The sequence below is a fragment of the Brachyspira hampsonii genome (genome assembly GCF_001746205.1).
Classification (GTDB): Bacteria; Spirochaetota; Brachyspiria; order Brachyspirales; family Brachyspiraceae; genus Brachyspira; species Brachyspira hampsonii_B.
The window spans coordinates 447079-461997 of sequence record NZ_MDCO01000012.1 but is presented as its reverse complement, the minus strand read 5'-3'; the positions used below and the strand labels follow the sequence as shown (position 1 = coordinate 461997).

Below are 14919 nucleotides of genomic sequence, written 5' to 3'. Positions count from 1 at the left end.
GAATAAAAAGTGGCAACAATGAATGGTGCTAAATCAATTTTAGATAATATAAAACTGCCTTCAAATTTAAGCAGACATAGTGATATAATGTTTGCCATTGGTGCGGTTATGGTAATTATGATGCTTATCATACCTTTACCATCTATAATATTGGACTTCTTACTTATAATCAATATCATAGTATCATTATTGATATTGCTTATGGTTCTTAGTATAAGAAGTGCTAATGATTTCAGTGTATTTCCTTCTGTACTTCTTGTTATGACAGCATTCAGACTTGCTTTAAATGTATCTACAACTAGGGCAATTCTTACTGAAGGAGCTAACTTTAACGGTAAGGTGATAACCTCATTTGCTGACTTCGTAGTTGGAGGAAATATAGTTGTAGGTGTTGTAATATTTATCATTCTTATAATAGTGCAGTTTGTTGTAATCACTAAAGGTGCCACAAGGGTATCAGAAGTAGCAGCAAGATTTGCATTAGATAGTATGCCTTCAAAGATGATGGCAGTTGAAAGCGAACTTCAGGCTGGAGCTATCACAGATAAAGAGGCAGAAGAAAAGAGAAAAAAAATTAGAGGTGAAAGTGATTTCTACGGTACTATGGACGGTGCTTCAAAGTTTGTACAGGGAGATGTTATAGCCGGTATTATAATCACAGTTATAAATATAGTAGGCGGACTCATCATTGGTATGACAATGAGAGGAGAGGCTTTTAATCAGGCTGTTAATGCTTATACTCGTTTTACTGTTGGTGATGGTTTAGTAAGCCAAATACCTTCTTTCTTTATGAGTTTTGCTACAGGTTTATTGGTAACTAGAAGCAGCAGCGAAGATAATTTGTCTACTCAGATTGCAGTTCAGGTTTTTGCTAAGCCTAAAAACTTATTTATTGGTGCTGGTTTTGCATTCTTCTTAATGCTTTTACCTGGATTCCCAAAAATTGCATTATTTGTAATAGCTTTGGCTTTATTCCTAGCCGGATATGCTTTGAAAAAAGAACAGCAGGAGCTTGGACTTAATGAGGACGGTACAAAAACAGATGCCGGTGAACAGGTACATCAAGGACCTTTAGATGTTACTCCTTTCTTAAAAGTAGAAAAGATAGAGCTTTCAGTTGGGGCTTCTCTTATACCTTTAGCATTGGAATCTGAAGGAGGAGATTTAATCAATAGAATAAGTCAGATTCGCAGAGAGCTTGCTTTAGAGGTTGGGCTTGTTGTTCCTCCTGTTCGTATTGTTGATAACAGCGTAATAGAACCTGATGAATATACAGTAAGTATAAATGGTACTGAAATGGCTAAAGGATTCGTTCGTCCTAATATGCTTTTGGCTTTGAATGCTAATTCTCCAGACGGACCTTCTTCGGATTGTGAGAAAGTAAGAGAGCCTGCATTCGGACTTCCTGCATATTGGATTAAAGTTGATGAAAAAGATATGGCTGAGAAAAAAGGCTTTATGTTATTTCAGCCTACTTCTGTTATTGCTACACACTTCAGCGAAACTATTAAAAGAAATGCTAGTCTTCTTATTGGCCGTGAAGAGGTGCAGAATATGCTTGATCTTATCAAAGATGATCATAAGGCTCTTGTATCCGAAGTGCTTGCAGCTAAGCCTCATAATGAAAGCCCTCTCGGATATATACAGAAAGTGCTTCAGAATCTTCTTCAAGAGGAAGTGCCTATCAGAAACAGTGTTGCTATATTAGAGGGTGTTGCTGATGCTATAGCTATTATGGGAAGCGAACAGGCTACTGAACTTGTAAGAAGCAGACTTGCATCTCAAATATCTCAGATGGTTGCAGATCAGGACAGAAATATTAGAGTTATTACTTTAAGCCAGCAATTACAAAATAATATAGCTCAGAATCTTGCTAATACAGGTAATTTACAAGGTTCACAGATGATAGCTATGAGTTTTGAAAGTATGCAGAACTTAATTAAGAATATAAAAGATGCTGTTAAACTTGTAAGTGATTCTGGAGTTGATGATATAGTATTTTTGACTTCTCCTATAATAAGAAGACCGCTTTATCAGTTTATAGCTAAAAATATTGGTAAGTATAAGGTTATAGCAACTACTGAAATAGCACAGGGGTATAATGTACAGGGTATTGCCAGCATAAAATAAAGCCTAATTGGGCAATTTAAGATATAAATAATAACATATTACTTGGAGTTATAATATGAAAACTATTAAAATTTTTGGAAAAAACAGAGAAGAAATTGAAAAACAGGCTAGAGACAAATATGGTGAAAGCTATTTTATAATTAGTGTTAGAGAGAGTAAGAGAAAAAACATATTTGGTATGATTAAAAAAGAGTTTGAAGTTTCTATCGGCATACTAGAACAATATTAATAAATAATTAAGAGATAATCTAGGAGTATTATATGGCTGAAATATGTACTATAAATGCTAAGAATAAAACTGATGCTATTATTGATGCTGAATACGGCAGAAATTTCAGTATGCTATACAACAAAGATGTAAAAGTCGGCGGCTTTTTAGGTATTGGAATGAAAAGAGAACATGAACTTAGAAGAATGCTTGGCAATGGTAATGTTATAGAAATATTACTATGTAATGATAATAATCTGCATACTCTAGATAATACCTTGAAATGTATAAAAAAATATAAGTGATAGAATGATGATTATAGGAGTTACAAAATGGTAGATATACGAACTATTAGAGGTAAGAATAAAAATGATGCATTTGCCAAAGCTAGAGTAGAATATGGCGGCAACTTTGTTATTTTAACTAGTAAAGATGTAAAAGTCGGCGGTTTTTTAGGACTTGGAACCAAAACAGAGCATGAGCTTAGAATAATGCTTAATAATTCTATTTATGATAGAAAAAATAATACTATAAGTGAAGATAAAGATTCTTATTTAGAAGATGAAGATGATATGTATAGAAGCAAGCTATTAAGCGACAGAATAGAAATGAAAAAACATTCATCTGAAACCATAGATGCAAGTGAAATGGCAGACAGAATAGTTTCTATAACTAAGGCATTAAAAGAAAAGAGTGCCAATAGAAATAATCATTCTTCTTCTAATAATAATTCCTCTCGTTCTTCTATTCAGGAAAATTCATATACTACAGAAAATGAAAATATTCCTGAAGAATTATTAAATGATGATAGCAATAATAATACTTCAAAGGTTGCTGAAGAAAATGCAGAAGATAATAATAGTATAAGAGAAAAAAATGCTGATAATTTTATTCCATTGCCTAATTTTAGTAATAATCAGTATTCTAATTTTCAAGGTTCTACATTTGCTAATATGAGAAATCCTATGCTTTCAGATTATTCTAATAATAATAGTTTTTCTCCTATTAATAATTACAGCAATTTTACTAATAATAATGATAATAGCTTTATGAATAACTTTAATAATAATAATGCTATGAATAATCATGCCAATATATATAATAACAATACTAATAATAGCCAGAATAATATTAATAACTCTGTAGATGATAATGTTAAAAAATTAGTTCAGGAACAGATAAGAGATATTATAAAAGAATATTTAGAAACTAATATCCCTAATATAAATTTAAATAAAAATAATTCCAATAATTCTAATGCTTATGAGGATTTAAAACATCAAAATAAAACTTCTTCTTTTATTTCTTCTGAGGAAGATGAAATAAAAAATGCAATAGAAGAAATAAAAGAAAATAGAAGAGAACTAAGGGGAATAAGGGAACATAGAGAACTAAATAGTAATGAAGAAAATAATTTAAAAGAAAATAAAAATACTGTCAGAGATTATTTTAACGATGATATAAAAGAATCAGATTACGATGATGAAGAAAATGATATTGAAAGTAAGTCTAATACAAGTATTACTGATGGAATGGAAGAGAGCTTTAATTATTTAAGAGACAGAGAGTTTCCGGAAGAGATATTATTAGAGTTGAGAGAATATTTACTTACCTCAAGTAATGCAAGATTTTTTCAATCTAAAGATGTTATCAGAGAAGAGGTAGAAAAATATTTTGCTGAAAGATTAATACTTGCCAATGGTATAGAAGTTGGAGCGAAGAAAAAAATCATAGTATTTGTAGGACCTACCGGTGTAGGAAAAACTACTACAATACCTAAAATAGCAGCTCAGTATATGAAATCCGGTAAAAAAGTTTCTTTTGTAACTATAGATAATTATAGAATAGCAGCAGTAGATCAGCTGCAAAGATATGCCAGCATAATGAAAGTGCCATTTACAAGTGCCAGCACTCCTGAAGCTTTGAGAGCAGAGATAAGAAAGATGGATAGTTCTTCATTATTATTTATAGATACTATGGGAAGATCCCCTAAAGGAGCTGAAGATATAGTTGCTATGTCAAAATATTTCACTACTGTTGGAAGATTTGATATGGATATTCAGCTTGTTATGAGTGCAACAGCAAAATATAAAGATGCTTTAAAGATTTTGAACGGATTTAAACCTACAAATTATAAAGGTGTAATACTTACAAAAGTTGATGAAACAGATTATTTAGCTTCTTCAATTTGTGCTATTACAAAAAAGAAATTACCTATTACTTATATAACTCATGGACAGGGTGTTCCTAAGGACATATCTACAGCTAAGAAATATGGTTATAAAATAATAGAAGGTTTATTTGGACATTAAAATAAGGTTTTATAAAAAGAAAAAATAATTAGGAAATTTATAGTATATTATGAAAGATCAAGCTGATGAATTAAGAAAAATGATGAGCGTAAAAGATAAACGCCCCCAGCGTATAATAAGCATAGCCAGCGGTAAGGGTGGTGTAGGTAAAACCAATATAGCAATTAATTTATCCATAGCATTGCAGCAGCTTGGGCAGAATGTGCTTTTAATTGATGCAGATCTTGGATTGGGTAATGTTAATGTTATACTTGGAAATATGCCTGAATATAATTTGTATCATGTTATTAAGGGTGTGAAAAAAATACATGAGGTTATACTTGAAACAGATTACGGCATAAGATATATAGCAGGAGCTTCTGGATTTTCCTCTTTGGCTAATCTTTCAGGAAGAGCTTTGACTAAGTTAGTTAATAGCATGGATTCTTTAAATGATGCTGATATAATAATAGTTGATACAGGGGCTGGAATTTCTGATAATGTTTTGTATTTTTTGCTTTCTTCAGATGAAAGTATAGTAGTTACAACTCCTGAACTTACAGCCATATTAGATGCGTATGGTGTAATAAAATCTATGGCGCCTGAAAATGCAAATGCTGATATAAAAATATTAGTTAATAGAGTTACAAAGGCTTCTGAAGGAAAGGAAGTTGGAGATAAAATTATTATGGTAAGTAAAAAATATTTGGATATGGATGTGAAATATTTGGGACATGTTATGGAAGATAAAACTATTCCTTATGCAGTTTCTCAGCAGCTTCCATTCTATAAGTATGATAATAAATGTCAGGCTTCTATGTCCATATATAATATAGCAAAAAGAATAATTGACATGGAATATGATGAAAATAGAGAAGTAAAAGGATTCGGAGGGTTTATGGAATCTTTATTATCTTTTGTAAGTAAAAAATGACAAATGTTAGCAGAGGGAATTTATGAATAATATAGCAGAAAGAGTAAAACAGTATTTTTCATCTAATTTTGGTAAATTAGACGGCATAATATCTATTTTATCATTTATTGTAACATTTATATTATCTGTTATGTATAAGAATAGAATAGATATATCTTTACTTAAAGGACTGCTGTCAGGTCTTATAACTTTAGGTATATTGTTTTTAATAGGAATGCTGTTAAAAAGGTATTTGGGAGATGTTATAGAAAGCAGTAATAGCAGCACCAATATGGATATAGATTATAATCCAATAGATGATAATTCCATTACAAATAATAATTCTGCTGGTAATGCAGATAAGGCAAGTGATGAATTTAATCCTGATAATATTAGTATATCTGCAGATTCAATAAATCTTGATAAAAGGTCTAATACAGATTATCATAGTTCCGGAGCTGATATAGGAGATATAATATCAGGGAAACCTTCTGCTAGCAGCAGTACAAATTACAGCACTACAAGCAGTACAAGCAGTATGTTTCCTGATAAGAAAGTCTCTGATAATGAAATTAGAAAAGAAGTTCAAGAGGATCCTGAAAAAGTGGCTAAGGCAGTTAGAACTATGATGGCTAAAGATGAAGAAGATAATAAATAAAATATATTAAAATAGAAAATTTAATAGTTAGGGTAAATATCATGAGATATGAAGATAAAATACCAAATATTACTAATGACAATGAACATGAATATTGGCAGGAGTTCAAAAATACTCATTCGCCTTATATAAGAGAAGCTTTCATTTTTAAATATTCTCCATTGGTAAAGTATGCTGCAAACAAAATATATGTTAATATGTGGTCTGATAAAAATATTGAATTTCAGGATTTGATAGGTTTCGGAACTTTTGGACTTATTGATGCTATTGATAAATATAACCCTAATATAGATATTAAGTTTAAAACTTATGCTACGACTAAAATTAGCAGAGCTATATATGATGAACTCATAAAACTAGATTGTCCATCAGAATATAAAAGAGTTATTGAGTATGCTGAAGATGATTCTGATGAAATAACCGTAATAGATAGATTAAAATCTCATTCTAATTATGAATATTTTAGTGAGAAAGAAAAAATAAAAGATAAAATATTATCAACTTTTAAAAAACTTCCTAGAGAAGAAAAAAACTTGCTTATATTATATTATTGTTATGATATTACATTAAAAAATATTGCTAAATTATTAGATGTATCAGAGAGCAGAATATCTCAGCTGCATACAAAAGCTATTAAAAATATTAAAAAAATAATTGAGAATATAGATATATTAGAGCCAAGTTTAAGCAGAAATACAAAGCCTCAGAAAATGACTGATATTTTTATAATACCAATAAGCCAATATAATGAAACTATGAAAAATTATATAGAGACTTCTACAGCATATTTGAGCGATGTTTGGTATGTAGATGATGATTATGATGAAATATCTGTAATAGATACATTAAAATCTAAAACTAATCATAAATATTCTACAGATATGAAATATGCAAAGAATAAAATAGCAGATTTATTGAAAAATATGCCTAAAAAGGTTACTAAGTCTGCAATAATAATGATACAAGATAAAAATAGATAATTCTAAATAATAAATTATTTAGAAAAATTATATAGTAAAAAATTAATAACTAGAGTGAATATTATGAAGATGAATAAAAAAGATAAAATACCAAATATTACTAATGAGAATGAGCAGGAATATTGGTTGGAGTTTAAAAAGACTCTTTCGCCTCATATAAGAGAGGCTCTAATTATTAAATATTCTCCTTTAGTAAAATATGTTGCCAATAAGATCTCTTTTAATATGGGATCTCATAAGCATATTGAATTTCAGGATTTAGTCGGCTTCGGATCTTTTGGGCTTATGGATGCTATTGATAAGTATAATCCAAACAGAGATATTAAGTTCAAAACTTATGCAGTTACTAGAATCAGAGGTGCAATATATGATGAGCTTAGAAAATTAGATTATCTTCCTAGATCTATTCGTAAAGATGTTAAAGAAATAGAAAAGGCAAGGGAAATATTAGAAGCTAGATTAAGCAGAAATATTAAGCCGCAGGAAATAGCAGATATGCTTGGAATACCAATAAGCAAATATAATGAGACTATGAAAAGGTATATAGAGGCTTCTCCTACTTCTTTAAGCGATGTTTGGTATGTAGGTGATGATTCCAATGAAATATCAGTAATAGATACATTGAAATCTAATGATAAAACTAATCCGGAATATTTAGCAGAAAGAGAAGATGTTAAAAATAAAATAATAGCGGCATTAAAAAAACTTCCGGAAAAAGAACAGCAAGTTTTAATACTATATTATTATGATGATCTTACTTTAAAAGAGATAGGCAAAGTATTAGATGTTTCAGAAAGCAGAATATCGCAGATTCATACAAAAGCGATACAGCAGTTAAAATATAGTCTTTCTGAGATAAAAAAACAATTATTATAAAAATAGGTGATTTTTATGAATGAATTAAAAAGAAAAATATTGCAAAGTGATTTTTATAAAGATATTTACAATAATAAAAATACTCGTTCAGTAGAATTATCGGTTGCTTCTTTAGAGAGAGGTATGCAGGAAGCGGCTGCTATATTTCAATGTCCTATTTATGAATTAAGCTACAAAGTTCTTGAAGACGGCAGCAAGGGTTTTTTCAATATAGGAGCTAAGCCTTTTTTGGTAAGATATACCCATATTACCTATGATAAATCTGATATGGGAGTCAGTAAAGCTAATAATTATGAAGAAGTATATGAAGGAAATTCACAGAAAGAAGTAGTATTAAATAAAGATACAGAAATAATAGTAAGAGTTAGGAGAGACGGTGTATTTTTTAAAGTTAATCCTCCTGTAGCAGAGGGAAAAAAAATAGAAGATATTACAGCATTGGAAGAAAAATTGATAGATGCAGGAATAAAAGAATATGATTCTCATTTAGCTAAAAAAATGCTTCATGAGCAGACAGGAGAATATGAAAAAATAGCTGAATGGGATATATCTAAATCTGTTAATAATGCCAAAATTAGTTATACAATAACAGAAGATAAAATGCGTGCCTATGTTACAGTTACTAAGCCTAATAAGGGCGGAAGAGAAATGGATTTACAAGATGTTAAAGAACTTCTTGAAAATAGCGGGGTAACTTTTGGCTTTCAAGAAGAAAATGTAAAAAAATGTTTAGAGGAAGGTACTTTTAATGTACCTATACTTGCTGCAGAAGGCCGTCCTCCTGTGAATGGGCAGAATGCAAAAATAGAATATTTGGTTAATGTAAATAAAAAAGTAATTCCTAAATTTATAGGTGAAGATCAAAGTATAGATTATAAAGATTTAACTATAGTTGAGAATGTAGAGCAAGGTCAGAAATTAGCTAGAAAAACTCCTGCTACAGACGGAGAAGCTGGAAGAACTGTATTGGGTGTAAAAATAGAAACAAAAAGCGGAAAAAATATTGAAATCAAAGAGATAATTGGTGATAATGTTGAGCTGTCAGAAGACGGAGAATATATAATAGCTTCTATAAGCGGACAGGTTGTACTTAGAGGAAAACTTTTAAGTGTAGAACCGATATTTGAAGTAGCTGGAGATGTAGGACCTGAAACAGGAAACATCAATTTTATAGGAAGCGTTGTTGTCAAAGGAAGTGTCAGCGATAATTATTCTATTAAGGCAGAAGGTAATATTGATGTACATGGAACTGTTGGTAAATGTGATCTTGAAGCTAAGGGAGATATTATGGTTAAACTTGGTATTCAAGGAAATGAAAATAGTCAGGTAAAGGCTGGAGGAGATGTTATCGCTAAATTTATACAATTCTCTAATGTTCAAGCTGGAAATAATGTCGTAGTTACTGAGGCGATACTTAATTCTAATATTGATGCTGATAATAGAATAATACTTATAGGCAAGAGAGCTTCAGCAAGCGGCGGAAGATTAAGAGCATTAAGAGAGGTTAATGGTAAAGTATTAGGTTCTCAAGCAGGTGCTAAAACATATATAGAAACAGGAATAAGCCCAGCTAAAAGACATGCAGTTGATGATTTAGATAATGAAAAAGCAGAGTTAGATATTTCTATAGAAGAAACTGAAAGAAATATAAAATCCCTTGAACAGGCTGGAAAACTTAAAAAACTTGATGATGAAAAAAAAGAGCAGCTTCAAAGTTACAAAGAACAGTTAGAACAGGCTAATACTAGAAGAGAAGAAATAGTATTAAATAGAGAAGCTCTAATTCAGGAAATGGAAATAGAAAAAGTTGAATCTACAGTAAGTGCTGGTAAAGAAATGCTTCCTGGTGTAGAGCTGCTTATAGGAAATGCTGAGTTCTCCATAAGACAAAGTTATAAAGCTATTACATTCTTTGAGCAAGATGGTATGATTCAGACTGAAAAATATAGAGGCGAACCTAAAAATGAAAGAAAGCAAGATGATGAAGAGTAGTGATTGGGAGATAGTATGTCTTTAAAAATAAATGATTTTTACAGAGCCGCTATAGATTGTGCGATTGATGCTGATCCTAGAGGAAGGGAAACTGTAGAAAAAGAGCTTAGCAGTATAAAAAAAAATTATGATAAATTGGATGAGAAAAATAGAGAATATTTTGATAAAGATACTCTTTTTAATCCTTATTCAGATACTAGAATCTTGAATATTGCTGAAGATAAAGATATAAAAAAGATTCTATGCGGTATAGATATGCAGACAGCTGAATTACTTTTGGCTGATAGATTAAATGAAAAGAATTATAATATAGATTTAGTTATAACGCATCATCCAAATGGATATGGATTTGTTAATTTTTACGATGTTATAGCTATGCAGGCTGAAAAAAATGCTTTGCATGATGTTGCTGTAAATGTTTCCGAAGGATTAACTAATAAAAGACTTAATGAAGTAAGCCGTTCTGTTTTTTCTTCTAATCATTATAGAGATGTTGATTGTGCAAGACTTCTTAAATTAAATTATATGTGCATGCATACTGTTGCTGATAATTTTGTAGAATCTTTTTTAACTGAAAAGATTAAAAAAGAAAATCCATATACATTGTCAGATATTATTGATATTTTATATACTATAGACGAATATAAAATATCTGCTAAAAGATTTAATCCTCCTAAAATATTTAATGGTTCTAATAAATCTAAAGTAGGAAAATTTATAGCGGATATGACAGGGGGAGCATCTTTTGATGTAGGAATGATTGAAGCTTTATCTAAGGCTGGTGTGAGTACCATTTTAATGATGAATATATCTGACAGACTTTTAGATGAGTGCAGAAAATATTATATTAATGTTGTATGTGCCGGACATATATCAAGCGATAGTTTGGGAATAAATTTATTATTTAAAGCTATAAAAGATAAAACTAAAGAAGATTTTGAAATTATACCTGCTTCAGGATATATTTTTGTAGAGAAATAAATTGCGGATAAAAAGAGAGATTTATTTATGCCTAAATATGTTAATATATTATTTGATCTTGACGGAACGATTACTGATTCAGCACCGGGTATAATAAATGGTGCTTTATATGGAATAAAAAAAATAAATGAGGTATATAATTTAAACATCAATATTCCTGATGATAATACTTTAAGAAAATTTATTGGTCCTCCTCTTGATGCTAGTTTTAAAAAATATTGTTTAGATGATGAAAAACTATCACTTGATTTTATAAAGTTTTACAGAGAAGATTATAACGGCAATGATGGTTTATTTAACTGTACACTTTATGATGGTATATATGATTTGATTAAAACATTGTATGAAAATAATTATAGAGTTTTTTTGGCTACTGCTAAACCTAAAGAATCAGCTCTAAGAATAATTGAACATTTTTCTATGACAAATTTTTTTACTAATTTTTATGCTCCTATACTAGGAGGAAAAATTAAAAGTAAATTAGATGTATTGAAAGAAGCATTAGAAAAAGAAAATTTTGAAAAAGAAAAAACTATAATGATAGGTGATAGAATAGATGATATAGATGCTGCCAAGAATGTTGGTATTGATTCTATTGCTGTTAAATATGGTTTTGGAAATGACGAAGAGTTTAAAAATGCTTCTTATATAGTAAATAATACAAAAGAAATATTTGATATATTAAGTAAGTAAAATTTCTTCTAATACTTTCTTGCTTTTTATTATTCTGTTTATATGATTGAATATTGATTTATTCATTATGTCTTTTACATTGTCTATAGAATCACTATACATTTTTTTTAAATCTTCATTGCTTATTATTTCTATGAGAGATGTATGCTTTATTATTTTCATAAAGACTATGTTATATTCTGTTATACTTATAGAATCTTTAATTAGATTTTGGCATTTTTTGCATATCAATCCGCCTTCCAATATAGAATAATATAATAAATCATTATTTTTTTCGCATATTGTACATTTATCTAAATGAGGTGATATTCCTGCTATATGCAAAGTTTTCATTTCAAATGCCCGCATTAAAATATCTATATACATTTTTTTTATTTTATCATCATTGCTGTAATTTTCTTCTAAACTTTCTAAAGCATCTAATGTTTTTTCCATTAAAATGAAATATCTATTATCAAAGTCTTTAGCACAGTATAATAATACTTCTCTGATATAGAACACGGATAAAGATGAATATATAGATTTTTCTAACAATTTATAATTTTTTATAATAGAAGATTCTTTTAATATAGACAGCTGATTATCTTTTTTTTCATATATATTTATATTTAATTTTGATATGCTTTCCAAATCTGAGCCGAATGCTTTTGAGTTATTTTTTGCTTTATGACATATTGCCTGCATTATGGAATTATCTGTAAGAAAAGATGCTATTATAGATGAAGTTTTATATATGTTGTATGAGAGTATAAATGCTTCTGTATTTTTTATCAATATTATTCCTTAAACTAGTATATAAAAATAGGGCAGGCTTTAAATATTATTAAAACCCGCCCCAGATATGCCGCCAGCAGCAATTAAGCTGGGTGTATAGCATTGCTTGGACAAACAGCTTCACAAGCAGCACAATCAGTGCATTTGTCAGGATCTATCACATAGATATTTCCTTCACTAATAGCATCGAATGCACATTCAGGAATACATGATCCGCAAGCTACACAATCGTTATTTATAACACGTGGCATAATTGACCTCCATAAAAATTAAACTGTTTGGTAATTATAACATAGTTTAATAATGAAATCAATATCTGTTTCTATGCAATTTCTATGCAATGACTATTTTAAACTTTACAATGACATATTTTTAATATAATACTTTACATAATTTTTTTGTTAAAGTTTTAGTTAAAATATATTGAGATTTTTACATTATAAGTATACAATATATAAACAATCAAATATATATATTAGGGAGTATATATGAGTATAGGCTCTAGCAGAAGTAAATTAGAAGACGGAATAAAGTTTTTTAGAAATGAAAATTATAAAGAGGCAATAGACTCTTTAGAAAAAATATTTTCAGAAAAAAATGATGTTGAATCCGGATATCATTTAGCATTAGCCTATGCACAAATTCAGGATTATGATAATACTCTGCAGGTATTTGATAAAATAATGAGAAGACTTGATAATCCTCTTAGACTTATGCAGGCTCACATAATAGTAGGATATATATATGCTGTTAAAGAGATGTATGATTTAGCCGAATTTGAACTTATAGATGCATTATCCTCTGGTGTTGAAAATACTCAGATACATGCTGCTTTGGGCTATGTTTATTATAAAAAAGGAAATATAAGAAAAGCTATAGAGCATTTGAAAAAGGCAGTAAATCTTGATCCTAACAGTGCAAATGCAAGAAACTCTTTGGGATTTATTTTAGCAGATACTGAAACAAATATAGAAGAAGGAATAGAAGAAATTAGAAGGGCATTAGCAATAGATCCGAATAATCCGGCATATTTGGATTCATTAGGCTGGGCTTTCCTCAAAAAAAATGATTATGAAAGAGCTAAGGAATTTTTGACAAAGGCCTTTGAGCTTGCACCTACAAATAGGGATATAAAAGAACATTTATTAAAATTAGATAAGTCTTCATATAAAAAATAATTATATAAAATAAATAATAGAATAATAATTTCGGAGGTTTTATGAAATATATTATCAGCATCATATTTTTAATTTCATTATCTTTATATTCTCAAAATACTATTCAATATTTGGGAAATACTTCTCTAAGCAGAGGAGGAAATAATATTGATATAAAAACCTCTAATGAAATACTAGTAAATGATATTATAGAAACTGAAAAAAATGCTTTTGCTGAAATCAAAATGGGAAATAAATATTATTATCTTGCTCCAAATACAAAAATTAAAGTAAGCAATAATAATGCTGTTCTAATAAACGGTGCTATGTATACTAGAAATAATGCTTTTAATTCTTTAGAAGATTTCAAAAAATATGATAATGATATAAAAATATATGCAGATCCTTTTCCATTCTATGCCGGTAAAGTATCTACTATATTTATAGCTTCCAAAGATGAAATAAAAATAGAAAATTCAAAACTTATGGGAAGTGCAAGACCTATAGTGAAGTTTTTTGAAGTAAAAGATGCTGACAGAAACATGAAAGTTTATAAAAGTATATTCGGTATATATGTAGGTGCTCAGGATAAAAAATATCAGTTTCTTTCTGACATAACATTAAAAGATAAAACTGTATTGAGTGTGGCTCTAGATATACAATTAGATTTTACTCCGCCTCCTCCAAAACCAAAACAAATACCGGGAGTAACTTCTACCATGAAAAATATTATAAGCAATCCGCAAAAATCCAGAGAAGAGAAAGAATTGCTAAATGGAAAAGTTTATATTAGTTATACACCTACTAATTATGCAGATAAAGTTTATATAATGCCTTCTCAAGGCAGATATTCATCAGGTTTCGGAGCTTTTAGAGGATACACTAAAGACTATGCAAGATATCATCAGGGATTTGATATAGCAAATACAAACGGAACTCCTATAATAGCTGCTAATAATGGCGTTGTAAGAGTATCAAGAGAATTATTTGTTAGGGGCAACTGTGTAGTTATAGATCATGGAGAAGGAGTATACAGCTCATATTTTCATATGTCAAAATTAATAGCAAAAGAAGGACAGTATGTTAAAAAAGGTGAGGTAATAGGATTAATTGGTTCTACAGGAATGTCTACAGGTCCTCATTGTCATTGGGAAATGAGGGCAGGAAATATGACATTTGATCCTTTAAGTATTTTAGAAAAGCCTGTTTCATTTAATACTAAAATGCTTACTCAAATAAAATAAAAATATTAAGTTATAATTTATA

The 14919-nt window shown here is 29.4% G+C and carries 15 protein-coding genes; 13 read left to right on the top strand and 2 right to left on the bottom strand.

Going from position 1 to position 14919, the window contains the following annotated elements:
- The first annotated feature begins 18 nt into the window (after positions 1 to 18).
- From BFL38_RS10990 to BFL38_RS10945, 11 genes are all read left to right on the top strand, one after another.
- On the top strand, positions 19 to 2130 hold the full coding sequence (locus tag BFL38_RS10990) for a flagellar biosynthesis protein FlhA (RefSeq protein ID WP_176720585.1): 2112 nt from the start codon (positions 19 to 21) through the stop codon (positions 2128 to 2130).
- A 55-nt stretch (positions 2131 to 2185) separates the two neighbouring features.
- Positions 2186 to 2359 (top strand): hypothetical protein, encoded by a 174-nt coding sequence (locus tag BFL38_RS15200; protein ID WP_008725115.1) that lies wholly within the window; start codon positions 2186 to 2188, stop codon positions 2357 to 2359.
- A gap of 32 nt (positions 2360 to 2391) precedes the next feature.
- Complete coding sequence (locus BFL38_RS10985) at positions 2392 to 2643, top strand: GTP-binding protein (protein ID WP_069727080.1); 252 nt, start codon at positions 2392 to 2394, stop codon at positions 2641 to 2643.
- 27 nt (positions 2644 to 2670) lie between these two features.
- Positions 2671 to 4650 (top strand): flagellar biosynthesis protein FlhF, encoded by a 1980-nt coding sequence (locus BFL38_RS10980; RefSeq protein ID WP_069727079.1) that lies wholly within the window; start codon positions 2671 to 2673, stop codon positions 4648 to 4650.
- A gap of 49 nt (positions 4651 to 4699) precedes the next feature.
- Complete coding sequence (locus tag BFL38_RS10975; protein ID WP_008725119.1) at positions 4700 to 5563, top strand: MinD/ParA family protein; 864 nt, start codon at positions 4700 to 4702, stop codon at positions 5561 to 5563.
- Between the two features lie 22 nt (positions 5564 to 5585).
- Entirely contained in the window at positions 5586 to 6200 is a 615-nt protein-coding gene (locus tag BFL38_RS10970) for a hypothetical protein (protein ID WP_069727078.1), read from the top strand.
- Between the two features lie 41 nt (positions 6201 to 6241).
- Entirely contained in the window at positions 6242 to 7180 is a 939-nt protein-coding gene (locus tag BFL38_RS10965) for a sigma-70 family RNA polymerase sigma factor (protein WP_069727077.1), read from the top strand.
- Between the two features lie 63 nt (positions 7181 to 7243).
- A complete protein-coding gene (whiG, locus tag BFL38_RS10960) occupies positions 7244 to 8056 on the top strand; it encodes an RNA polymerase sigma factor WhiG (protein ID WP_008725128.1) in 813 nt (270 codons plus the stop codon).
- Between the two features lie 15 nt (positions 8057 to 8071).
- Positions 8072 to 10048, top strand: a complete 1977-nt coding sequence (locus BFL38_RS10955) for a FapA family protein (RefSeq protein WP_069727076.1) — start codon at positions 8072 to 8074, stop codon at positions 10046 to 10048.
- A gap of 15 nt (positions 10049 to 10063) precedes the next feature.
- Positions 10064 to 11029 carry a hypothetical protein gene (locus BFL38_RS10950; RefSeq protein ID WP_069727075.1) on the top strand — a complete coding sequence of 322 codons (966 nt, stop codon included), beginning with the start codon at positions 10064 to 10066 and terminating at the stop codon, positions 11027 to 11029.
- A gap of 27 nt (positions 11030 to 11056) precedes the next feature.
- On the top strand, positions 11057 to 11722 hold the full coding sequence (locus tag BFL38_RS10945) for an HAD-IA family hydrolase (RefSeq protein ID WP_069727074.1): 666 nt from the start codon (positions 11057 to 11059) through the stop codon (positions 11720 to 11722).
- On the opposite strand, the gene recO is transcribed toward BFL38_RS10945, so the two are convergent.
- Positions 11711 to 12496: a DNA repair protein RecO gene (gene recO, locus BFL38_RS10940; RefSeq protein ID WP_069727073.1), complete on the bottom strand. Its 786-nt coding sequence runs from the start codon at positions 12494 to 12496 to the stop codon at positions 11711 to 11713. The two genes, BFL38_RS10945 and recO, sit on opposite strands and share 12 nt — an antisense overlap.
- A gap of 83 nt (positions 12497 to 12579) precedes the next feature.
- A complete protein-coding gene (gene fdxA / locus BFL38_RS10935; protein WP_069727072.1) occupies positions 12580 to 12747 on the bottom strand; it encodes a 4Fe-4S ferredoxin in 168 nt (55 codons plus the stop codon).
- Between the two features lie 237 nt (positions 12748 to 12984).
- Between fdxA and BFL38_RS10930 the strand changes: the two genes are divergently transcribed.
- A complete protein-coding gene (locus BFL38_RS10930; RefSeq protein WP_069727071.1) occupies positions 12985 to 13674 on the top strand; it encodes a tetratricopeptide repeat protein in 690 nt (229 codons plus the stop codon).
- A gap of 41 nt (positions 13675 to 13715) precedes the next feature.
- Complete coding sequence (locus BFL38_RS10925) at positions 13716 to 14897, top strand: M23 family metallopeptidase (RefSeq protein WP_069727070.1); 1182 nt, start codon at positions 13716 to 13718, stop codon at positions 14895 to 14897.
- The last annotated feature ends 22 nt before the right edge of the window (positions 14898 to 14919 follow it).

Bases quoted from the DNA above. Each gene is read 5' to 3' on its own strand.
- BFL38_RS10930 (WP_069727071.1), top strand. From the start codon at position 12,985: ATGAGTATAGGCTCTAGCAGAAGTAAATTAGAAGACGGAATAAAGTTT.
- BFL38_RS10925 (WP_069727070.1), top strand. From the start codon at position 13,716: ATGAAATATATTATCAGCATCATATTTTTAATTTCATTATCTTTATAT.
- whiG (WP_008725128.1), top strand. From the start codon at position 7,244: ATGAAGATGAATAAAAAAGATAAAATACCAAATATTACTAATGAGAAT.
- BFL38_RS10975 (WP_008725119.1), top strand. From the start codon at position 4,700: ATGAAAGATCAAGCTGATGAATTAAGAAAAATGATGAGCGTAAAAGAT.
- BFL38_RS15200 (WP_008725115.1), top strand. From the start codon at position 2,186: ATGAAAACTATTAAAATTTTTGGAAAAAACAGAGAAGAAATTGAAAAA.
- BFL38_RS10980 (WP_069727079.1), top strand. From the start codon at position 2,671: ATGGTAGATATACGAACTATTAGAGGTAAGAATAAAAATGATGCATTT.
- BFL38_RS10950 (WP_069727075.1), top strand. From the start codon at position 10,064: ATGTCTTTAAAAATAAATGATTTTTACAGAGCCGCTATAGATTGTGCG.
- fdxA (WP_069727072.1), bottom strand. From the start codon at position 12,747: ATGCCACGTGTTATAAATAACGATTGTGTAGCTTGCGGATCATGTATT.
- BFL38_RS10985 (WP_069727080.1), top strand. From the start codon at position 2,392: ATGGCTGAAATATGTACTATAAATGCTAAGAATAAAACTGATGCTATT.
- BFL38_RS10965 (WP_069727077.1), top strand. From the start codon at position 6,242: ATGAGATATGAAGATAAAATACCAAATATTACTAATGACAATGAACAT.
- BFL38_RS10970 (WP_069727078.1), top strand. From the start codon at position 5,586: ATGAATAATATAGCAGAAAGAGTAAAACAGTATTTTTCATCTAATTTT.
- BFL38_RS10945 (WP_069727074.1), top strand. From the start codon at position 11,057: ATGCCTAAATATGTTAATATATTATTTGATCTTGACGGAACGATTACT.
- BFL38_RS10955 (WP_069727076.1), top strand. From the start codon at position 8,072: ATGAATGAATTAAAAAGAAAAATATTGCAAAGTGATTTTTATAAAGAT.
- BFL38_RS10990 (WP_176720585.1), top strand. From the start codon at position 19: ATGAATGGTGCTAAATCAATTTTAGATAATATAAAACTGCCTTCAAAT.